The 20013-nt window shown below is 69.6% G+C and carries 19 protein-coding genes; 5 read left to right on the top strand and 14 right to left on the bottom strand.

Translation table 11 applies throughout. The features are described 5' to 3' along the window. Positions 1 to 8 precede the first annotated feature (8 nt). The 8 genes from UA75_RS29295 to glp form a co-directional block, all read right to left on the bottom strand. The gene (locus UA75_RS29295; RefSeq protein WP_075742980.1) at positions 9 to 263 is read right to left on the bottom strand and encodes a hypothetical protein; all 255 of its coding nucleotides are present in this window, start codon (positions 261 to 263) and stop codon (positions 9 to 11) included. 54 nt (positions 264 to 317) lie between these two features. Beyond that, positions 318 to 809, bottom strand: coding sequence for a hypothetical protein (locus UA75_RS29290; RefSeq protein ID WP_075742979.1), 492 nt, complete (start codon positions 807 to 809; stop codon positions 318 to 320). Further along, the gene (locus UA75_RS29285) at positions 806 to 1180 is read right to left on the bottom strand and encodes a hypothetical protein (RefSeq protein WP_083683770.1); all 375 of its coding nucleotides are present in this window, start codon (positions 1178 to 1180) and stop codon (positions 806 to 808) included. The genes UA75_RS29290 and UA75_RS29285 overlap by 4 nt, the downstream gene beginning before the upstream one ends. A 121-nt stretch (positions 1181 to 1301) precedes the next feature. Then, positions 1302 to 1835, bottom strand: a complete 534-nt coding sequence (locus tag UA75_RS29280; RefSeq protein ID WP_075742978.1) for a hypothetical protein — start codon at positions 1833 to 1835, stop codon at positions 1302 to 1304. A 281-nt stretch (positions 1836 to 2116) separates the two neighbouring features. Beyond that, positions 2117 to 3211 carry a quinone-dependent dihydroorotate dehydrogenase gene (locus UA75_RS29275; protein WP_198043189.1) on the bottom strand — a complete coding sequence of 365 codons (1095 nt, stop codon included), beginning with the start codon at positions 3209 to 3211 and terminating at the stop codon, positions 2117 to 2119. A gap of 202 nt (positions 3212 to 3413) precedes the next feature. Further along, positions 3414 to 5759: an AAA family ATPase gene (locus UA75_RS29270; RefSeq protein WP_075742976.1), complete on the bottom strand. Its 2346-nt coding sequence runs from the start codon at positions 5757 to 5759 to the stop codon at positions 3414 to 3416. A gap of 460 nt (positions 5760 to 6219) precedes the next feature. Beyond that, on the bottom strand, positions 6220 to 6486 hold the full coding sequence (locus UA75_RS29265; protein WP_075742975.1) for a GlsB/YeaQ/YmgE family stress response membrane protein: 267 nt from the start codon (positions 6484 to 6486) through the stop codon (positions 6220 to 6222). Positions 6487 to 6496: 10 nt separating this feature from the next. Beyond that, positions 6497 to 7774 carry a gephyrin-like molybdotransferase Glp gene (glp, locus tag UA75_RS29260; protein ID WP_075744351.1) on the bottom strand — a complete coding sequence of 426 codons (1278 nt, stop codon included), beginning with the start codon at positions 7772 to 7774 and terminating at the stop codon, positions 6497 to 6499. 199 nt (positions 7775 to 7973) lie between these two features. Between glp and UA75_RS29255 the strand changes: the two genes are divergently transcribed. From UA75_RS29255 to groL, 3 genes are all read left to right on the top strand, one after another. Then, positions 7974 to 8612 carry an AIM24 family protein gene (locus UA75_RS29255; RefSeq protein ID WP_075742974.1) on the top strand — a complete coding sequence of 213 codons (639 nt, stop codon included), beginning with the start codon at positions 7974 to 7976 and terminating at the stop codon, positions 8610 to 8612. A gap of 107 nt (positions 8613 to 8719) precedes the next feature. Continuing rightward, positions 8720 to 10036 carry a serine/threonine-protein kinase gene (locus UA75_RS29250; RefSeq protein WP_083683769.1) on the top strand — a complete coding sequence of 439 codons (1317 nt, stop codon included), beginning with the start codon at positions 8720 to 8722 and terminating at the stop codon, positions 10034 to 10036. Between the two features lie 268 nt (positions 10037 to 10304). Further along, entirely contained in the window at positions 10305 to 11924 is a 1620-nt protein-coding gene (gene groL / locus UA75_RS29245; protein WP_075742973.1) for a chaperonin GroEL, read from the top strand. Between the two features lie 242 nt (positions 11925 to 12166). Here the strand turns inward: groL and UA75_RS29240 are convergent, their stop codons facing one another. The 4 genes from UA75_RS29240 to UA75_RS29225 form a co-directional block, all read right to left on the bottom strand. Next, complete coding sequence (locus UA75_RS29240; protein WP_075742972.1) at positions 12167 to 14344, bottom strand: CHAT domain-containing protein; 2178 nt, start codon at positions 14342 to 14344, stop codon at positions 12167 to 12169. A 743-nt stretch (positions 14345 to 15087) separates the two neighbouring features. Further along, positions 15088 to 15600, bottom strand: a complete 513-nt coding sequence (locus tag UA75_RS29235; RefSeq protein WP_232237533.1) for a carboxypeptidase regulatory-like domain-containing protein — start codon at positions 15598 to 15600, stop codon at positions 15088 to 15090. Continuing rightward, positions 15597 to 16199: an RNA polymerase sigma factor gene (locus UA75_RS29230; RefSeq protein ID WP_075742971.1), complete on the bottom strand. Its 603-nt coding sequence runs from the start codon at positions 16197 to 16199 to the stop codon at positions 15597 to 15599. The genes UA75_RS29235 and UA75_RS29230 overlap by 4 nt, the downstream gene beginning before the upstream one ends. Positions 16200 to 16374: 175 nt before the next feature. Next, positions 16375 to 16572, bottom strand: coding sequence for a hypothetical protein (locus UA75_RS29225; protein ID WP_075742970.1), 198 nt, complete (start codon positions 16570 to 16572; stop codon positions 16375 to 16377). An 848-nt stretch (positions 16573 to 17420) separates the two neighbouring features. Here UA75_RS29225 and UA75_RS29220 point away from each other — a divergent pair. After that, entirely contained in the window at positions 17421 to 18095 is a 675-nt protein-coding gene (locus UA75_RS29220; RefSeq protein ID WP_075742969.1) for a copper homeostasis protein CutC, read from the top strand. Positions 18096 to 18701: 606 nt separating this feature from the next. Then, on the top strand, positions 18702 to 19265 hold the full coding sequence (locus UA75_RS35260) for a family 20 glycosylhydrolase (RefSeq protein WP_075742968.1): 564 nt from the start codon (positions 18702 to 18704) through the stop codon (positions 19263 to 19265). On the opposite strand, the gene UA75_RS29210 is transcribed toward UA75_RS35260, so the two are convergent. Both UA75_RS29210 and UA75_RS29205 read right to left on the bottom strand, forming a co-directional pair. Next, positions 19259 to 19486 (bottom strand): PspC domain-containing protein, encoded by a 228-nt coding sequence (locus tag UA75_RS29210; RefSeq protein ID WP_075742967.1) that lies wholly within the window; start codon positions 19484 to 19486, stop codon positions 19259 to 19261. The genes UA75_RS35260 and UA75_RS29210 overlap by 7 nt on opposite strands. Before the next feature lie 96 nt (positions 19487 to 19582). After that, positions 19583 to 19978 (bottom strand): hypothetical protein, encoded by a 396-nt coding sequence (locus UA75_RS29205; protein ID WP_157434494.1) that lies wholly within the window; start codon positions 19976 to 19978, stop codon positions 19583 to 19585. Between the last annotated feature and the right edge of the window lie 35 nt (positions 19979 to 20013).

Below are 20013 nucleotides of genomic sequence, written 5' to 3'. Positions count from 1 at the left end.
GACTCTGGTCAGAGGACCGTGGCATAGGCCCGCACGGACTCGTCGAGCCGAACCAGGAGCAGGAACGCGGACTCCAACTCCTCGGCCGCCCGGCTCAGTGCACCGACGGCTTCCCACGCCCGTTCGTCCACACTGCCCTGCCAGGCCTCGCGAAGCTCCGCAGCGGCGCCGACGCCTGCCGTCCGGTTCGCCGTCAATCGGGGAACCGGCAGGTCCGAGGCCACGGTCGTCAGCCGATCGAGAAGGTAACCGGCGGAGTGCATGAGACCACCTGTTCGCGTGTTGTTCCTGCGGTCGGGAGTCAGTGGGCGGGGTCGTCACGTGCGGGGCGCCGCAGGGTCCTCTCCTGCCGCTCTCGCCGCGATACGCCAGGGGAGGTCGAACCAGGCGATCTCGCCGGGGTAGACGATTCTGTTCGGTTCGTCCCAGGATTCGGCTTCGGCGGTGATGCGTTGCGCGGATTCTTCCGGTGACATCTGCCAGGGAACGAGGCCGTCGTCGGTCAGGTCTCCCGGCGTTATCCGGCCAGCGCGAATAAGGTGGCTCGCGATGGCCGCTGCCATTCGTAGCGCCTCAGCTTGGCTGGCGGTCAGGCGATGGGTGAAATGCATGATATCGGTCAGGTCCAGGTAGTCGTCCTCGGCGGCCTCCATGACGCCCTCGATTATCTCGCTGTCGATCATCCTAGTGGGCTCCCGATTGTCCATATCCACGTGGATTTTGAGCTTGCCAGTGGCGGTGTTGATATCGATGTCGGGTCGATGGAGCTGTTCGACTGTGTGGTCGGGAGTCAGTTGAGAAGAGGTCACGCGCGCGGCGCAGCAGGATCGTCTCCTGCCGCTCTGGCCGCGACACGTCGGGGCAGGTCAAACCAGGCGATATCTCCCGGATACACCTCCCGTTCTTCGTCGGCTTGGGAATTCGCTTCCGCGACTATTCGCGCGGCCGAGTCTCGGGGTGAGGTCGGCCAGGGGATGAGGCCTTCGTCGGTGAGGTCGCCTGGTACGACTCTGCCGGTGATGACTACATGCTCGGCGACGATGGCGGCGATGCGTAGCAGGGAGGGAACGTCGTCGGTCTGCTCGCGGAGGAGCGACATGATGTCAGTCATGTCGAGGTAGTCGTCCTCGACGACTTCCATGACCCCTTCGAGAATTTCATCGTTGATTACAAACACCATTTCTCCCGGTTGACATGGATCTTCAACTTCTCCATCTTTTCTGTCGTGATGTCAATCGTTGGGTCGGGCGATGTCGAAGCCTTGGTTCGGTAACCGATCTTGGTCCCGTCGGGAAGCCTTGTCATCGTCCCCCTTGTAGGTGGGGGAGGTCAATTTTCTCACCGCTGCGGGAAAGCTCCATAAATATCTCGTCAAGCTCTGCCACGCTACGTACCTCCCGCGTCGCGTACTTCTTGGATCCAGGCGCCTTTCGACCGATGTCCTCGCCATTGGTCCGAGCATGTTCCGTGGCGGTCTTGCCCTTCCAGCGGCCTGGTTGGGCCGGGGCGGCCTTCTCGTGCGGTGGTGCGGACTCCGTCGTCCGGCCCGTTGCGGCGACGGAGATTGCGGGTTCGGTGTCGTGGTCGGCGATGTAGGAGTGGGTGAGGTGGGTGGCGTGGTCGTAGAGGTCGGCGGCGTTGCCGATGGCGGTGAGGGCGTTCGCGAGGAGTTCGGGGGTGGCGGCGAGGTCGGGGTTGGTGGTCTCGGTGGCGAGTTGGGTGAGGAGAGGTTGGAGGTTGTCGGTGAGGTGGTGGTGGATCTCGCGGAGTTCGTCGGGTCGTAGGCCGGTGAGGGCGGCGCGGAGTCGGGCGATGACCTCGGGCATAGAGGTCATGGGCGCCGTCCGGGCCTCGGCGGCGGTGGCGGCACGGTCACAGGGTCGCCCCCTTGGTGATCACGGTCAGTGATCCATGGTGGCTGGCCCGTTGCGGAGACCGTCAAGGAACTGCACCCGGACGGGTGAGGAGACACCCCGAAGCCCGACGTGCTGTCGGGGAGAGTCGCTCGCTAGACGATCGGCACCGCGACGATCAGCACCGAGACGACCGTGCCTGCGCGTCGACGCGGGCCGATCAACGTCAGCCGATCAGCTCCCCGGGATCGGCTTCAGCCGCCTCAGCCCCGGTCCGTCCCCACCGCGTCGCCGATGCTCGCCAGCCCGGCCGCCCGCACCTTCCTGGCCAGGTCCCGGTGGATCCGACGCGGCCACAGCGGGCCGCCGTAGATCAACCCGGTGTAGGACTGCGCCAGCGTCGCTCCGGCGGTGATGCGCTCCCAGACGTCGTCGGCGGTCTCGATGCCGCCCACGGCGATCAACACCAGTCGATCGCCGACCTTCGCCCGGAGCCTGCGCAGCACCGCAAGGGATCGGGCCTTGACCGGCGCCCCGGAGAGACCGCCTGCGCCCAGCCTCGCGACCTCGGCCTCGGCGGTCCGCAGGCCCTCCCGCGAGATGGTCGTGTTGGTGGCGATGATCCCGTCCAGGCCTAGTTCCAACGCCAGTTCGGCCACCGCGTCGACGTCGGTGTCGGACAGGTCCGGGGCGATCTTCACCAGCAACGGGACTCGGCGCCGAGTCGTCTCGTCCAGCGCGGTGCGCACGGCGATCAGCAGCGGACGCAGTTGCTCCACCGCCTGGAGGTTCCGCAGGCCCGGTGTGTTCGGCGAACTGACGTTGACGACGACGTAATCCGCGAGGCCCCCGAGGCGTTGCGCGCTGCGCACGTAGTCGGCGGCGGCCTCGGCCTCCTCGACGACCTTGGTCTTGCCGATGTTGACGCCGACGACCGTCTCGTGTGGCGTCGGCCTGCGGCGAAGGGTGCCTGCCGCGACGTCGGAGCCCGCGTTGTTGAAGCCCATCCGGTTCACCAGTGCTCGATCCGCCGGGAGACGGAACAGCCGGGGTTCGGGATTGCCCGGCTGGGCCTGTCCGGTCACCGTGCCGATCTCGACGAATCCGAAGCCCAGCGCGCCCAGCGCGTCGGCTCCTCGCCCGTCCTTGTCGAAGCCTGCCGCCAGGCCGAGCGGGCCGGGCAGGTCGAGGCCGAGGGCGCGGACCCGCAATGCGGGATCACGGGGCGACAGCCACCGACGCAGCAGCGCACGGACGCCGGGCACGGCCGCCAGTATCCGCAGCGCACCGAAACTCAGCCGGTGGGCCGCCTCGGCGGGCACTCGGCTCAGGACCAGGGAATACAGGACTCGGTACATCAATCCGAGGACGCTACCCGGTGGCGGGCGCCTCGGATCGACCCGGCCTGCCGACGGGCGTGGATCCGTCGGGCTGCGCCGCCGCTGCGACGGCGCAGTCGAACGGGCCACGCCCACCGGGTCGGCCGGGCCTGCGGTCTCAGAGCCTGTCTTTGGTCCCCTGGCCCCGCGCAACAGGACAGTGGGGATCAAAGACAGGCTCTCAGTGCTGCGCTGCGGCGTACGCCTCCAGCGAGGCGAGCTGAGCCGGGTCCAGCGAGGGGCGGACGCCTTGGCGCGCCGTGTCCAGATGCGCCGAGGTCACCTCGGCGGCCGCGAGGTCCTCGCGCATCGCCGTCAAAGCGGCCTCGCGGATCAACGCCGTGCAGTCCGCCGCCGAGTATCCCGACAGCCCGGCCGCGAGCGCCGTGAGGTCGACGTCCTCGGCCAACGGCGTGTTCTTCGCCGCCGACTCGAGGATGGCCGTTCGCGCGTCGGCGTCCGGCGGCGGCACGTAGACCAGGCGCTCCAGTCTGCCGGGTCGCAGCAGCGCCGGGTCGATCAGCTCGGGCCGGTTCGTCGCCGCGACGACCACGACCTCCCGCATCGGCTCCACACCGTCGATCTCGGTCAGCAGCGCCGCCACCACCCGGTCGGCCACCCCGCTGTCTCCCGACTGCCCTCGGCGCGGGGCCAGTGCGTCGACCTCGTCGAGGAACACCAGCGCCGGGGCCGCCTCGGCCGCGCGGTGGAACAGCTCGCGCACGGCTCGTTCCGACTCGCCCACCCACTTGTCCAGCAGCTCGGCGCCCTTGACGGACAGCACGTTGAGCGCCCCGGTGCCCGCCAACGCCCGGACGAGGAAGGTCTTCCCGCACCCGGGCGGCCCGTACAGCAGCACGCCGCGCGGCGGCCGCACCCCGAGCCGGGCGAAGGAGTCCGGGTACTGCAACGGCCAGAGGACCGCCTCGGTCAGCGACTGCTTGGTCTCGGCCATGTCCCCGACGTCGTCCAGGGTCAGACCGCCGGTCTGGAGCGAGTCGGTGGTGGACATCGCGATGGGGCGGACCGTGCGCAGGGCGTCGAGCAGGTCCTGCTGCTCGATGCGCGGCCCGTCGTCCTCGCCGGAGTCGGCCTCCGGGTGCCGCAGCGCAGCCTGCACCGCCGCGTCTCGGCGCAGGGCGACCAGGTCGGCCGCCACGAACCCCGGGGTGCGTTCGGCGATCACCGACAGGTCGACGTCGTCGGACGAGGGGACGTCCCGCAGCAGCATCCGCAGCAGTTCGGTCCTGGTGCGCGCGTCGGGTGGCGCGAGGCTCAGTTCGCGGTCGAGCAGGTCGGCCGCCCGCAGCCGGGGGTCGACCGACTCGGGATGGGAGCTCGTCGCGATGAGCGTCACCTTGGGAAGCCCGCTGATGCCTCGGAGCGCGTCGAGGACGACCGTCGCCAGCGGCGGCGGGTCGGTCGCGGGCAGCAGCGACTCCGCGTCGGTGAGCAGCAGCACCACCGACCTGCCCTGCTGCGCCGCAGCACGGACCGCCGCCGTCGCGTCGTGCACCAGCTGCGAGGCCGCGCCTGCCTCGATCGCGACGACGCTCGGGGCGGCCAGCTCGACGAGATCGGCGTGCACGCTCGTGGTCACGGACCGCACCAGCGTGGCCTTGCCGACGCCCTCGGGACCGGTGACCAGGACGCCGAGCCGAGGTTGTGCGCCCAACTTCGCCAGCAGCTCCGGCCGGTTGATGGTCAGCCGAAGCCATTCGCCCAGCAGCTTCGCCGCGCTCTGGGCGCCGACGAGGTCGGCTATCGCGGGCGGTTGGGAACGTTCGCCGGACTCCTGTTCGGACGGGGAGACGACGACGCCGTCGATGGTCCCGTCCGCCGAACTCGACGTCCCGTTCCGGGCGGGCACCGTGCGCAGGCCGGGCGAGCCGACACCGGCGGGGGCGAACCCGGCGGCTGCGGCCACCGGCTGCGCGACGCCTGCGGCCGCGGCCGCGCCCGAACCGGCTCGCCAGGACACCACCGTCGAGGGCTGCACGGCGATCGCGCCGGGCGGATCGACCGAGGTGATGGTCAGCAGTTCGTTCGTCCAGGTCAGGCCGATGGCACCGGAGAGGCGGCGGCGTGCGTCACTGACGTTCGCCCCGGCGGGCGGCGCGAGGTCCTGCGGCAGCAGGGACACCGAGTCGCCCTGGCTGATCACCTTGCCGATGAGCGCGAGTCGGACCGTCTCCGGCGACAGCGCGGCCGTCGCGAGGCGCGAGCCCGCCACCGTGACCGACCGGCCCGCACTCACCTCGACCGGGGCCACCACCACCTCGGAGCCCTCGGTGAGTCCGAGGTTGGCCAAGGTCACGTCGTCGACCAGCACCACACCGGGCCCGGTGTTGCCCGCGGTCCCCGGCTCGATGGCGGCTGCCAGCGCGGCCGTCACCCTGGCGCCGGTGAGCCGGACGGCGTCCCAGGCGTGCAGGCCCAGCGCGTCGAGCACCTCGCGGTGCAGACGGACGACGCCTCGGCGGGTGTCCAACGCGGATGGCGAGAGTCTCGTGGTCAGCGTGATCACGGGTCCACCCTACGGTCGTCCGGCCGCAGGCGGGCCGCATCGTGGGCGAATGCGATGCGGCGACGGCGACTTCGGGTCCGGGCCTGCCGGTTGCCGCAGAGCTGAGGGCCGCGCACCGAGCGCGGCTGCCGCGTCGTGGCGATGTCCCTGCGGCGGGGTCCTTGTGCCCACAACCGAAAACGGACCGTGCACCCCCCGACGGCACACGGTCCATTCTCGGCTGTGACGGCCTGTTCTCGGCCGGTGAACATTCGGACGAGCAGCGGTGGTGCAACCCCGGTCACCACGTCGGATGAACGACGGCGACGATCCGGCCCGAGTGAACGATGCGGTGACAGGTCGATGTTCTCGGCTGGCTGCTCACCACGATCATTTCACGGTGATCCCGACCGCGGCTAGTGATCATTGCCGAGGCGTGATGGAACCGGTACGGCCGGTCATCGCCTCGTCGGGAAGTCGATCAATGCCGTCGGCCGCTGACCAGGCGAATCAGCACCAGAAGCACGATTGCGCCGAGAATGGCGACACCGAGACTCGCGAAGTTGAACTGGAAGCCGATCTCCTGCCCGGTGATCAACTGATAACCGAGCCCACCCAACGCCGCACCGACCACGCCGACCAGAACACTGACCAGACAGCCTTGCGGTCTGCGGTCCTTCCCGCCGACCACGACGTTGGCCGCCCAGCCCGCTATCGCACCGAAGAAGATCCAGGAGAGCACGCCCATGCGGCCGACTCTACTGTCCGGCGGACGGCGGCACCGCACTGTTCTGCGGCTCGTCGAGCAGCCACACCGTCACCTGGGCGCCCGGCTCCACCATGGTCGTCTCGGGCGGGATCTCCAACAGGCAGTTCGATGCCGCCATCGCGGACAGCAGATGCGAGCCGGGCGCGCCGAGCACCCGGACGGAACCGGTGTCGAAGTGATAGCGCCCTCGCCGATACTGCCGCTTGTCCGACGGGGATCGGAGCGCGGCGCCCTCCAGCGTCGCCGACGTCCTCGGCCGCAGCACCTCGCGGAAGCCCGCCGCAGCCAACAGCGCGGGCCGGACGAACACCTCGAAGGACACCAGCGCGCTCACCGGATTCCCCGGCAACGTGACCACGGGCACCCCGCGATACCGCCCGGCGCCCTGCGGCATCCCCGGCTGCATCGCGATCTTGCGGAACTCCACGCCCTGATCGGCCAGGGCGTCCTTCACCACCTCATAGGCCCCCGCGCTCACTCCGCCGGAGGTCAACAGCAGGTCGACGTCGCCGAGCCGGGGCTCCACCGCCGCCCGGAACTCGGCGACGTCGTCGGGCACGATGCGCAGTCGGGTGGGCTCGCCGCCCGCCTCCAGCACGGCAGCGGCCAGCATCACCCCGTTGGATTCGTAAATCCGGCCCGGAGCCAGCGGGCTGCCCGGCTCGGTCAACTCCGAACCGGTGGACAGCACCAGGACGCGGGGCCTGCGGTGCACCGACAACTCGGCGATGCCCAGGGCCGCCGCAACGCCGAGCCGGGCCGGGCTCAACCGATCACCGGCCCTGGCCACCACGTCTCCGACGCCGACGTCTTCGCCCGCTCGTCGCAGGTGTCTGCCCGTCGTGGTCGAGGAGAAGATCGTGACCTGGTCGACGCCCGCGTCAGTCGACTCCACCGGGATCACCGCGTTTGCACCGTCGGACAGCAGGGCCCCGGTCATGATCCGGTGTGCCTCGCCGCATCGCAGCGGCGGCGCGTCGCCCCGGCCCGCCGGGACGTCCTCGGCGACCGGCAGCGTCACCGGGCTCTCGGCGCCTGCCGAGGCGGCGTCGGCTGCGTGCACCGCATAGCCGTCCATCGCGGAGTTGTCGAACGGGGGCAGCGGGATCGGCGCGGTCAGGTCCTCGGCCAGCGCCAGTCCGAGACACTCGATGAGCGGACGGCGCCGAATCTCGGTCCTATCCATCAGGCTCGCCACCTCGGCCTGATGGGCGGAGACGGGCATCAGGCCGGACGTCCGGTTCGGTTGCGTCGTCACACCGGTCATCCTGCCGTCTGCCACATGCCACACTGCCAGCCGACCTGTCTGGCCGACGCCGGTGCCAGGTTCTGCGGCCGTCGAGGTGCGGTCGGCGTGGCGGGACCCGAGACGACGTCGCCGCGCCCGCCGGACGCCGCAGGGCCGAGGGCCTGCTCGCGGTGAACGGGTCGCGGGACCCCAACCGGCTGTACACAGGAGGTAAGCGGTGCAGGTCGTGACCCGCCACACGCCGTCGTTCGGGGTGGCGAGGCTCGTGCTCGGCCCCGGCGAGCAGATCAGGACCCGGGTCGGGGCGATGATGGCGACGAGCTACGGCATGGCCGTCCGGCCGAAGGTCGGTGCGGCCAAGCCCGCCAACAGACAGCTCGGCGGCGGGCCCGCTGCGGCGGAGTTCGCCGCCCCTGCCCTGGGCGGCTGGGTCGACGTCACGCCGAACAGAGCCGGGGAGCTGCACACGCTGGAACTGGCGGGTCCGCCCGGCTGGTGCGTCCATCGCGATGCCTGGCTTGCGACGTCGGCCACCGTCGGCCTCGCCGGGCAGTCGCCGCTACTGCGAGCGGTGCTCGGCTCGGACGACGGCTTCCTGCTGCACGCGCTCGGCGCGGGAACGCTGTTGTTGGCCTGCTTCGGGATGCTGGACGTGGTGAACCTGAAGGCGGGGGAGGCGGTGACCTTGGACACCGGACACATCGCGGCCTTCCGCGAAGGGACTCAGGTGCGAGTCCGTGCGCTCAGCCAATCCGGAACGCAGTCGATGCGCAGCGGTGAGGGACTGGTCGCGGATTTCGCCGGACCGGCACAGATTCTCACTCAGACCAGGAACGCGCGTACGGTGAGCCACTGACGGTCGGCCGTATCACCGTTGCCCTCTGCGAGGCTGCACGTCGATGGCGGTGATCGGCTTCGTCGACCGCCCACGAATCACATACACCGAGCGTTAGGCTGCGTTGCGTGTCGGAGGACCTCACCGGACGTCGTCTGGGCCATTATCGGATCACCGGCGTGCTAGGCCGTGGCGGCATGAGCGTGATGTATCGAGCGACCGATGAACGCCTGGGTCGCAAAGTCGCGCTGAAAGTGATCGCAGAGCATCTGTCAGGTGACGGCGAGTTCCGAGAACGCTTCGTCGACGAGGCTCGCAACACCTCCGCGATCGATCACGCGCACGTCGTTCCGCTGTACGACTTCGGCGAGGTCGACGGACTGCTCTACATCGCCATGCGCCTCGTCGACGGCGCCGATCTGGCCGAGAAGATCAAGGACGGTCCGCTCTCGCCCACGCGTTGTCTCGACCTGCTCGGCCAGGTCGCCGAGGCGCTGGACATGCTCAACGGTCGAGGGCTGGTGCACCTGGACATCAAGCCGGCCAACGTCCTGGTCACCAGCCGCGAGTCCTCCGGCGAGCACGTCTACCTCGCCGACTTCGGGCTGACGCGGCGCGGTGCGACGGGCCACCGCACCCAGGGCGGCGACTTCCTCGGCTCGCCGACCTACGCGGCGCCGGAGCACCTGCGGGGAGAGCCGGTCGACCCGAGGACCGACGCCTACTCGCTGGCCTGTGTGCTGTTCGCCTGCCTGACCGGAAGGCCGCCGTACCGGGGTCAGGTCTCCGAGGTCATCGAGGGCCACCTCGCCAAGCCGGTGCCCTCGGTCACGTCCGTGGTCGCGTTGCCGCCCGCCATCGACGAGGTGCTGCGCCGAGGGATGAACAAGGACCCCAAGCAGCGCTACGCGAACTGTCGCGAGCTGATCGCCACCGCGCGCACCGCGCTCGCGTCGACGCCGCGACCCGACCAACCGCCCGCGCCTGCGCAGCCCGACACCGGCTCGCGCCCCGCGCTGTCCGGCGCCGGACTTCCGCCGGGCGCCGCACCACAGGGTTCGGCACCGCAGGGTCTGACTTCACCGGGTCCGACTTCACAGGGCGCAGCCTGGGGCCAGCAGAGCTTCCCGGCGACGCCGGGGGCGGGCCAGCAGTACGTGGGCGGCGCGCCGATGGCCGAGCCGATGCGCCTGCGCCCGCCCTCGCCCGCCCAGTCGGCGGCGAGCTTCACCGGTCAGCGCGGCGGCGGCAACAGATGGGTGCTGCCGATCCTGGTCGGTGCGGTGGTGCTGGCGGTCACGGTGCTCGTCATCGTGTTGATCAACGGCGCCGAGGCAGACGATCAGGGGCTCCGCGCCGAGGCGGGCGTGGAGCGGACGGACGCCGTCGGCGGAGTCGTCGACCGTCAGGAGCAGGCAGCGCACCACCACGCCGCCGAACACTGAGAACTCCTCTGACGAGGTGCGATGCGTCTCGCGGCCGGGTGACCGACGATCAATCACCTTGCACTCGACCCCCCGGAGTGCTAAACACGGGTTGGCACTCATTACACTTGAGTGCCAGAGGTCGGGTCGGTGAGATCGAGTCGCGACAGTCCTGCCTGAGGGGCTGCCGTGCCGGTCGTCCGTCGCGGGCGCCGTGCCTGGCCGTGCATGTCCTTGCTGTGGGGGTGAAAGCGTCCGCAGCGACCAATTGCCGGAGGACGACACAGCAATGGCAAAGTTGATCGCGTTCAACGAGGATGCGCGTCGCGGCCTTGAGCGCGGCATGAACACCCTCGCCGACGCCGTGCGGGTGACGCTCGGCCCCAAGGGCCGCAACGTCGTGCTGGAGAAGAAGTGGGGCGCCCCCACGATCACCAACGACGGCGTCTCGATCGCCAAGGAGATCGAGCTGGAGGATCCCTGGGAGAAGATCGGCGCCGAGCTGGTCAAGGAGGTCGCCAAGAAGACCGACGACGTCGCGGGTGACGGCACCACCACCGCCACCGTGCTGGCCCAGGCCCTGGTTCGCGAGGGTCTGCGCAACGTCGCGGCAGGCGCCAACCCCCTCGGTCTCAAGCGGGGCATCGAGAAGGCCGTCGACGCCGTCGCCGAGCAGCTCCTCAAGACCGCCAAGGAGGTCGAGACCAAGGAGCAGATCGCTGCCACGGCAGGGATCTCCGCAGGCGACGCCAGCATCGGCGAGCTGATCGCCGAGGCGCTGGACAAGGTCGGCAAGGAAGGCGTCATCACCGTCGAGGAGAGCAACGCCTTCGGGCTGGAGCTCGAGCTCACCGAGGGTATGCGCTTCGACAAGGGCTACATCTCGGGCTACTTCGTCACCGACACCGACAGGCAGGAGACGGTCCTCGACGACCCGTACATCCTGCTGTACAGCTCCAAGATCTCCTCGGTCAAGGACCTGCTCCCGCTGCTGGAGAAGGTCATGCAGGCAGGCAAGCCGCTGCTGATCATCTCCGAGGACGTCGAGGCCGAGGCCCTGGCGACCCTGGTGCTGAACAAGATCCGCGGCACCTTCAAGTCGGTCGCCGTCAAGGCTCCCGGCTTCGGTGACCGCCGCAAGGCGATCCTCCAGGACATCGCGATCCTCACCGGCGGCCAGGTCATCAGCGAGGACGTGGGCCTCAAGCTCGAGACCGCCGACCTCTCCCTGCTCGGCCAGGCCCGCAAGGTCGTCGTCACCAAGGACGAGACGACCGTCGTCGAGGGCGTCGGCGAGTCGGACCAGATCGCGGGCCGCGTGAGCCAGATCCGTTCCGAGATCGAGCGCAGCGACTCCGACTACGACCGCGAGAAGCTCCAGGAGCGGCTGGCCAAGCTGGCAGGCGGCGTCGCGGTGATCAAGGTCGGCGCGGCCACCGAGGTCGAGCTGAAGGAGCGCAAGCACCGCATCGAGGACGCGGTGCGCAACGCCAAGGCCGCCGTCGAGGAGGGCATCGTCGCCGGTGGCGGCGTGGCTCTGCTCCAGGCTGCCGAGGCCGCCTTCAGCGGGCTGACCCTGGTGGGCGACGAGGCCACCGGTGCCAACATCGTCAAGGTCGCCGTCGAGGCCCCGCTCAAGCAGATCGCGGTCAACGCAGGCCTTGAGGGCGGCGTCGTGGTCGAGAAGGTCAAGGGTCTCAAGGCGGGCGAGGGCCTGGACGCCGCGACCGGCGAGTACAAGGACCTGGTCGCAGCCGGCATCACCGACCCGGTGAAGGTCACCCGCTCCGCGCTGCAGAATGCGGCGTCGATCGCGGCTCTGTTCCTCACCACCGAGGCCGTCGTCGCCGACAAGCCGGAGAAGGACAAGGCCCCGGCCGCTCCCGACGCCGGCGGCATGGACTTCTGATCCATCGCTGACGCGCACGACAGCACGACACGAAGAAGGCGGCTCCGCGTTTCGGCAGATTCGCGGGGCCGCCTTCTTGTCGGCTGTGTCCCCGTGACGTCCGAAAACCTCGCCGTCCCGCAGTGCATCGGCGGAGCTGCTCCAGGACGAGTCCGCCGAGGCTGACTCGCCGATCGGTTGATCGAGGAGCACTCGCGTGCCGCATCGGCAGTTCCGGAAGGCACTCACCCTGCTGCTCAGGCTCAGGTGCCGGAGCCTAGGCAGACGAAGGGGCGCCGCAGCGGCTCGCGGGCGACGGCCTCGGCCAGCGCCGCAGCGGGCGGGCGTCCCTGGACGAGCAGTCCGTGGAACTCGGCCATCGTGTCGGCGGCCGCCTGATCGCCGACCTTGCTCGTCGCGGCGATCACGGTGCGGGACCCGCTGGCCAGTAAGGCGCCCGCGAAGCCCAACGCCTCGTCGCCGGGCCGGATGCGGTTGAGCGCCAGCTCACAGGCGGCGAGCACCACCCGTTCCGGCGCACGGCGCAGCCGTGCCGTCTCATGCGCGAACAGCGACCCGTCGGTGAGTTCGAGCCGAGAGAACATCGCGTTCTCGGACTCGTGTGCACCATGCGCGGCCACATGGGCCAGCCGGGCTCCGTCGAGCGCTTCGAGGACCGCTCCGACGGTCGCCTGTCGACCCGCCAGCACCCGGGCGTCCGGATGGTGCGTGCGGAGCCCGGCGACCTCACCCACAGCGCCGAGCAGATCCGGGCCGCTGATCAGGACGACGTGACCGTCGTCCGTGCCGCCGCCGCGCGTCCCGTCGGCCCGACCGTTTCGGCTGCCCGGCGCGGCCTGCCAGCTCTGATCCACGGCTCGGCCTGCGCTCGGCCCGGCGGCGTGCCCGGCAGTCGTTTCGGTGACGTGGTCTTTCGGGACCTCGGAAGCCGCCCGTCCGGGGGGTACATGGTCGGGACCGTGCTCGGCTCTCTGGTCGGCAGTCAGCCATGCCGTCGCGGAGGGCGCCACCGTCAGGGACCGGCCGTGCATCGAAGGCAGCGTCCCCCACGCGACCGCGTACAGCGCCCCGGTGGGAATGATGATCAGCTCACGGTGTTGGAGAAGACCGACCAATGGGCTGAGCAGCTTCTCGTCCAGCCGTTCGGCGCGGCGGCGTGCCGAACCCGCGATCACCGCGACCAGGGGGCCGGACAGGTGGTCCGGAGCGAGCGCGTCGAGGTCGGCGTGCAGCTCACGGGCGGCGGCCATGATCTCCACTGCGGGCCCGAGCCGGACCAGCCGGGCTCGACCCTCGACGATCACCACCGCCACCGCATTCCCGTCGGAGACGGCGAAGCTCACCAACGCCCGATCACCGAGGTGCCGAGCCACGTCGGCGAGCGTGGCGATGGGGGTAGGGCTGCCCCACAGGTTCGACTGCCACCCGAGCCGGGTGATCTCCCGCTGGAGGGCGGCATGGCGAGTCGCCAGCTCGCCGGGGTTCCGGCCGTCCAGCCGGGCCTGCTGCAACTCCTTGCTCAGCACGCGATAGTCGTCGACTCGCTCGGCGAGCACCGGGTCCGCGATGGGCGGCTGCGGTTGATACCGGTACACCTGTGCTCGCGTCCGTTCCAACCAACTGAAGAGCCTGCCCGCATCGACCCGGCCACGGGTGGGGTCGAGGACCAGCCGGATCGCCAGTTCACCGAGTTCCCTGCCGTGCACGGCGGTGCCGCTGACCAGGTCGAGCCCGCCCATCCGGTCGCGAATCCGCCCCAACTCCGCCAGACCGGCGCGCGCCTGGGCGAGGGCCCGCCGTCGATCGCCCTGCATCACGGCCAGCTCGGCCCGCGAGAGCCGCAGGAGCATCCGGTGGTCGATCGGAGTGATCTGCCGGGGACGGGGAACCCGCGCCAGTTCTGCCGCCGCCACGTCGAGCCTGCCCAGTCGGAGTGCTGCCCGCACCGCCAACGATCGGGCCACCCCGGATTCGTCGGTGAGCTTCAGTTCCGTCAGCCGGTCAGCGAGCCGCAATGCGCGTCGGTGGAGCCCTGCACTGACCTGGCCGGTGCGGAAGGCTGTGGCGGTGTCGGCGCGTAGTCGCGTGAGAGCGGCCATTCGTGCCCAGCTGAGGTTGCCGCGCCGTAGCATTCGTCGTTCTGCAGAGGCCGCGAGCCTGCGGGCGGTGGTCGAATCGCCGAGTAGCAACGCTGCGATGGCGCGAAAACTCTCGGCTTCGCCGAGATTCTGTCGTACGCGGCCATGCGCCAGAACAGGTAAAGCCTCATCCAGGTATTTCGCCGCCTCCTCGGCGAGGCCGCCTGCCAACAGGGCCTCGGCCTGGTCCATCTGGATATGGGGAAGCAGGTTCGGAGCCACGTTGCTGTAGCTCAGGTTTGCCTGTTCGTAATAGCGGATCGATTCTGGGATCGATCCCATTCTCAACGACAGGGCGCCCAGGTTATGCTGGGCTTTCGCGATGATGAGTGGCAACCCGCTGGCTTCGGCCAAGGCCAGGCACCGTTCGAGATCCCTGACGGCGGATTTGGGGTCCTCTGCCCTGATGAAGGCAAGCGCGCGGTTGAGTAGGGCGCGAGGGAGGAGAGACACCTCTTCCAGGTCTGCGCTCTCCGTCTGTTCAAGGAGTGTGACAGCTTGATCGAGGCGGTCTATCGCCAGCTCGTTCTGGCCGGCCTGAGAAAGCATCGATCCGTGCTGGATGTCGACGATAGCTTGGAACAGAGCGCGTTGCCCGGCGTCGGGAAGGGCCTTTATCAAGGATTGCGCAGAGCGCAGAATGCTCAACCCGTGACGGTTGCTCCGTGTCGCGTCCTGAGAATATGCCAGACTGACTAGCAGCCGAATTCGCAGTCGGTTGAACGCTACTGTGAGATTCTCGTCGAGGCGGCCCTTCGCCTCGCCGCTGTCCAGGAGCCGCAGAGCATGGCGCAGGAGCCGACTGGCCTCGGCTGGGCGGTATGCCGACGCGGCAGACGCAGCAGCAGTCCGCAGCCCTTCGGCTCGGCGCAGGAGCCTGACTTGGTTGTCATGACCAGTCACCGTCTGCATTGCTCCGGTAGCAAGGACAAGGGCGAAGCGGACCCTACCAGTGTGGTGTGGCCCACCCGATCCCCGCGCCGCTTCGTCGGTGAGCCTGCGGTATCACGCCCACCGTGGTCATGTCACAAGACGATGCTGGGAGTAGCGATGGTTCGGCCGGGCCTGCCCTCGACCGTACTCAGATGGACCAGGATCTGAGTCGTTCCTTTCGGCACTATGTCGAGGGCGAACCGGCCCCCTTCGTCGGCTGCGATCCTGCTGGACTCGTACCCGGCGACGCGCACCTCCACGATGTGTGGACCGCCGGGCACGAGCCAGCCGTCGAAGCGATGACCTGAACCGCTGGGGGCAAGCGTCAACATCAGTGTGAGGTCGCCGACCGTGAAGGTCATCGTGCTGGGCTCCTCACCGCGCACCCCAGCAAGCGCCTTAGGGCGGACCCAACGGCCGACCTCCACGTCAAGGTTATCCAGTTCGATGGCGAACTGTGCCCGCTCGATCAGACCTGCAGGCACTGGTTCGGTGTAGTCCAAGAGTTGGCCCAGCTCGGCCAGCAGTACGTCTCCTTGATAAAACGAGTCAACTGGATCTTCGCCGCCCGGGGGGTGCCCGGAGCCGTACCCGGTCGGACTCATGGTGAGCCTCCTTCCACAGTGAGCAGAGACCGCAACTGCGTCAGACAGCGGCCTCTCGTCGGTCCCACACTTCCTCGAGGTATCTGCAGTGCGTCCGCGACGCCCTGGTACTCCACGCGGCCTGCCAACACCGTCAGGCTCAGCACCTCTTGGCAGCGCGCAGACAGCCGATGAAAGGCCGCCCAGAGCTGTCGATCACGATCGTGACGCAGCGCCTCAGGCTCTGGCAGGTGGTGCTGCGTGGGTAGGTCGTCGAGTACGTCGGCAGGCAATGAAGGGTCTCGGTCGCCACGGAGGGATCGGATGGCTTCCCGCCGGGTCGTCGTGATCAGCCAGGCTGCCAACGCTCGTGGGTCTTCCAGCGAGTGCAGGCTGCGGAGTAGCAGCAGCCAGACCGTCTGCACCACGTCTTCCGCCACCGGAGTACTGAGACCCCGTGCCCTGGCGACGCGCCAGACCAACGGGGTCAGATCGGTGACCAGCGCATTCAGCGCATCGCGGTCGCCCGCGCGTGCCGCGATCAGACAGGCCTCATGCCGTTCATAGCCGTCGAGTTCATGCCAGGACAGCTCTGACTGGCCCGCCCGCGTGTGGTTCACGCTGCTTCCCCCTTCCGACCCCCAGTCCGCCATCGTCTCAGCCAGGACGCCGCAAGGCCGGTTCCGGCCCGCAGTAGGGGCGGAACCGGCCTATGTAGATAAGAGCGACAACATCTCAACCAGATACATCGGCCACACGAATGGACTAGTGGCACTGATCACAGAAACCAGTTGGTCAGTTGAGCTTGCCGGGCTCGCTCACCGGGTCCTGAATGCCCCCGCCAGGGGTCGGCTTGCGGGGTGGCACCCGGCCGGGCCGCTCCTCGGTCTCGGTCGCCGCACCGGCCTCGCCTGCGGCGTCCTCCTGGACCGGCGGGAACTCCGCCTCGAACTCCTCGATGTCGACCTTCTGCTGCTTCTCGGAACTGGTCACGCTGTTTCTCCCTTGGTCGGCTGGCCGGTAAGACGCAGGCGATCTTGGAACGGTGCCCGTCCGGCGCAGCGCTACTGAACAGATGTCGTGCGTGATCATCAGTGCGAACTGCCCCCAGTACGCACGATCGTTCGGGAGATGTTCAGGCGGCTGCCGACGGGTGGGGCGTCCCCCGTGCGCCCCACCCGTCGGCAGCCGTGCCCCCCCCGCCCCTTCACACCCCCAGCCATCCGCGAAGGGACCGCGCCGCGGACCACGGCAGCCGAACGGCGTGTGGCATTCGCTCCCCCAAGCGAACTCCTGCCGCTCCCCCTGCCACCGCGATCCGCGGCTTCCCCCCACCGGCCGTGTGAACGACCTGTGAGACAGGAGGGAGCGACCGGCCGCCAGATACATCTGCGGGCAAACTTTTTTGAACTCTTTCCGTCGGAGGGTGGGTCCGATCTCGACGGTGGACCTGTCTGTCCAGTTCAGCCGGGGTTCCGGGGAGGTTGCCGGACTGTCGAGGATCACCGAGATTCTGCCGCGATGGGCACGATTCGCCTGCCCGTGAGACCGCCCCTCCCGGCTCGGCCGGGCAGCCGGACTCGGCCGACGCGGCTGCGACCCGACAGGGTGGGGATCGCGGTTCCCCGTCGGGTCCTCAGCCGCGACCGTCAGTCGGGAAGCAGGCCATGCCGTCGACCGTCGACTGCCACACCAGTCCTCGGGGGAACGGCGCTCGGCGGTCCGACCGCAGTCGCCGACGCGCCGTGTCCACCCGCCCATTCCGCCAAAGAGGTCTAGACCACACCGCTAGGCTGGTCGGTGGGCGGCGCACCCGCGCCAGAGCAGAGGGGACGAAGCGAGTGGCCGATGGACTGCTGGAGGTCATCGCGCTCGACGCGGTGGACGCGGAGGCTGCGCAGGCCGGGGGAGCCGACCGGCTGGAACTCGTCGCGAACATGGCGGCGGACGGGCTGACCCCCGACGTCGCCACGGTGCGCAGCGTGCTGGCCGCCACCGATCTGCCCGCGCGCGTGATGCTTCGGGACGCGGCAGGCTTCCTCCCGCACGACCTGGACGGGCTGCGTCGTTCGGCGGGTGAGCTGCGAGACGCGGGCGTGGAGGAGTTCGTGCTGGGCTTCCTCACGGTGCACGGCCGAGTGGACGAGGCCGCCTGTCTGACTCTGCTGGCCGAGCTGGACGGCTGCCGCTGGACCTTTCATCGCGCGGTGGACAACGCGACGGACCGGCGGGCCGCGTGGGCCCAGGCCGAGGCGCTCGGCTGCGACGCGGTGCTCACCGCAGGCGGCCCTGCCGGGGTCGAGCGGGACTGGCCGGAGCTGATCGACTTCGTCGACGCCTTGGCTCCCGCCGACGAGCTGCTGCTGGTGGGCGGCGGCCTGCGCGCCGCCCACGTCGCGCGGCTGCGGGAGCGAGGCGTCCGCCGCTTCCACGTCGGCGGTGCCGTCCGCCGGGACTGGCACTCGCCGATCGAGGCCGATGCCGTGCGTCGCTGGGTGGAGCTGGTGCACCAGTGACCGCGCCCGACGATCGCTGCGGCGCACTGGTGTCCCGGCCCCGACCGGCTCGGTCCGACGGCGGGACGCTCGTGCTCTCTCCGGAGGCCGCTCTCTCGTCCGGAGTGGGCACCGGGATCGTCCCCACGGGCTCAGCTCGGTGTTCGGGCAGACCCTTGGGCTCTCGCCGCCGTCGGCCCCGCCGGGTTCGGCCCCGGTAGGCGGGGCTGTTGCACGCCGCAGGATCTCGGGAGATCGGCACCTACGCGGCGACTCTGGCCACGCTCGCGATCGAGTGCACGGTCGCCGCCGCGCCCCGACCGCGCCTGTCCGGAGCCGGGAGTCGTCTGCGTTGGTCGGGGTGCGGACGAGCCGGGCTGCGGGCAACGGACGACAGCCTGCGGTTCGTCGAGAAACGGCTTCGAACAGTTGCCTGCTGTCGGGCCCGGTGAATGGATCTGCATCGGCGGCGACGAGGTGACCACCGAGCAGCGGGAGAACAGTGAGCGAGGTGCCGCGACTCGCGCTGTCCGGTGTTGACCGCACCGACCGGCAGAGTGCTTCGGGAGCCTGCCGCCCGCCTGCGTTCGCGGGGGCGGCGGGTGTTGGGCTGGGACGAGATCGTCGATGCCGGGCGCTCGACGAGTCAGTCGAGTTCATGGTTCATGGTGGTCGGGTCCTGGCGCGGCGAGGAGGCGGGCAGACTCGCCGCCGAGGCGGGCTTTCGACGTGGTGCTGTGCCCGGAGATGCGGTGGTACCTCGATCAACGGCAGTCGACGGACGAGCGGGAGCCGATTCCGGAGCGATGGGTGCACACCCTCGCGGACGTCTATCGCTACGAGCCGCTGCCCGCAGGACTGCCGATGGCCGATGCCGTCCGGATTCTCGGTGCACCGGCCCGGATCTGGTCGGAGATGTCTGGACGGTCCGCGTCGAGTCGACTACGCGGCGTTCCCGAGCCCGGCCGCAGCGGCCGAGGCGGTGTGGAGCGCAGCGGACCGGGACGGGCCGGAGTTCCTGATGCGGCGGGAACGAGATCGGCTGCCGAGCCAGGCCGCCGTGGGCGTGGAGCAGCGACCGCTGGACGGACCGCTTTCGCGGCGGACTCGCCCTGTGATCGTGGGTCTGCCGCGGGCGCGCACCTCGGCGGCGGGCCGAGACTCCGGCAGCGAGGCGGGCCGCATCAGTAGTCCTCCTCCGGGATGATCAGCCAGCAGACGGCGTAGGCGGCCACGCCGAGGCCGAGGCCGATGATGCTGAGCACGACGAAGCCGATGCGGACCAGCGCCGGGTCGACGCCGAGGGCCGTGCCGAGGCCGCCGCTCACGCCTGCGAGCATCCGATCCTGCCTGCTACGACGGATTCTTCGAAGCCGGGACTTCGCGTCGGTGACCAGTCTGTGTTCTGTCATGGCTCAAGCTTCGCTCGGCGGCGGCCCGAGGCCATCGGGCGGACACCCGAGATCGACCCCTAGCCCGCTCTGCGGACCCGTCAGGGTTTCTCCCCGTCACCCTGTCCGGGTTCCTTCGAGGTAGCGCATCCCGTTGCGCAGGTGATCCACCAGCTCGGCCAGCTCCCGCGAGTCGAAGACGACCGTGATGGGGCTGTCCTCGACGGTCAGCGAGAGCGCCATCTTCCGCTTGTAGACCTCGACCAGCAGGGCGATCGGTCCGTGTTCCTCGTGCACACAGGGCACGCCGAGCGTCGTGTCGGTCTCCAGCGCCTCGATCAGCGAGAACACCCCTCGCCAGTCGAGCGTCACGGCGAACCGCGCGGTGGAGGCCAGCCGCAGGTACAGCCTGCGGCGATCCTCGCTCAGCTCCACCTGATTCGTGCAGGGTCCGTAGACGGTGTCTCGTCCCCGGACTCGCCGGTAGAAGAGGAAGCTTCGAGTGGGCGCCATGGTCGCTCACCTCACTGGTGACTCAGTGTTAGCGG

This window comes from Actinoalloteichus sp. GBA129-24 (assembly GCF_001941645.1).
Taxonomy (GTDB): domain Bacteria; phylum Actinomycetota; class Actinomycetes; order Mycobacteriales; family Pseudonocardiaceae; genus Actinoalloteichus_A; species Actinoalloteichus_A fjordicus.
The sequence above is the reverse complement of the archived record's forward strand: the minus strand, read 5'-3'. Positions and strand labels throughout refer to the sequence as shown.

Coding starts and splice junctions, on each gene's coding strand:
- UA75_RS29295 (WP_075742980.1), bottom strand. CDS start 263: ATGCACTCCGCCGGTTACCTTCTCGATCGGCTGACGACCGTGGCCTCG.
- UA75_RS29285 (WP_083683770.1), bottom strand. CDS start 1,180: ATGGTGTTTGTAATCAACGATGAAATTCTCGAAGGGGTCATGGAAGTC.
- UA75_RS29280 (WP_075742978.1), bottom strand. CDS start 1,835: ATGACCTCTATGCCCGAGGTCATCGCCCGACTCCGCGCCGCCCTCACC.
- UA75_RS29275 (WP_198043189.1), bottom strand. CDS start 3,211: ATGTACCGAGTCCTGTATTCCCTGGTCCTGAGCCGAGTGCCCGCCGAG.
- UA75_RS29265 (WP_075742975.1), bottom strand. CDS start 6,486: ATGGGCGTGCTCTCCTGGATCTTCTTCGGTGCGATAGCGGGCTGGGCG.
- glp (WP_075744351.1), bottom strand. CDS start 7,774: ATGACCGGTGTGACGACGCAACCGAACCGGACGTCCGGCCTGATGCCC.
- groL (WP_075742973.1), top strand. CDS start 10,305: ATGGCAAAGTTGATCGCGTTCAACGAGGATGCGCGTCGCGGCCTTGAG.
- UA75_RS29240 (WP_075742972.1), bottom strand. CDS start 14,344: ATGGGATCGATCCCAGAATCGATCCGCTATTACGAACAGGCAAACCTG.
- UA75_RS29235 (WP_232237533.1), bottom strand. CDS start 15,600: ATGAGTCCGACCGGGTACGGCTCCGGGCACCCCCCGGGCGGCGAAGAT.
- UA75_RS35260 (WP_075742968.1), top strand. CDS start 18,702: ATGCCGGGCGCTCGACGAGTCAGTCGAGTTCATGGTTCATGGTGGTCG.
- UA75_RS29210 (WP_075742967.1), bottom strand. CDS start 19,486: ATGACAGAACACAGACTGGTCACCGACGCGAAGTCCCGGCTTCGAAGA.
- UA75_RS29205 (WP_157434494.1), bottom strand. CDS start 19,978: ATGGCGCCCACTCGAAGCTTCCTCTTCTACCGGCGAGTCCGGGGACGA.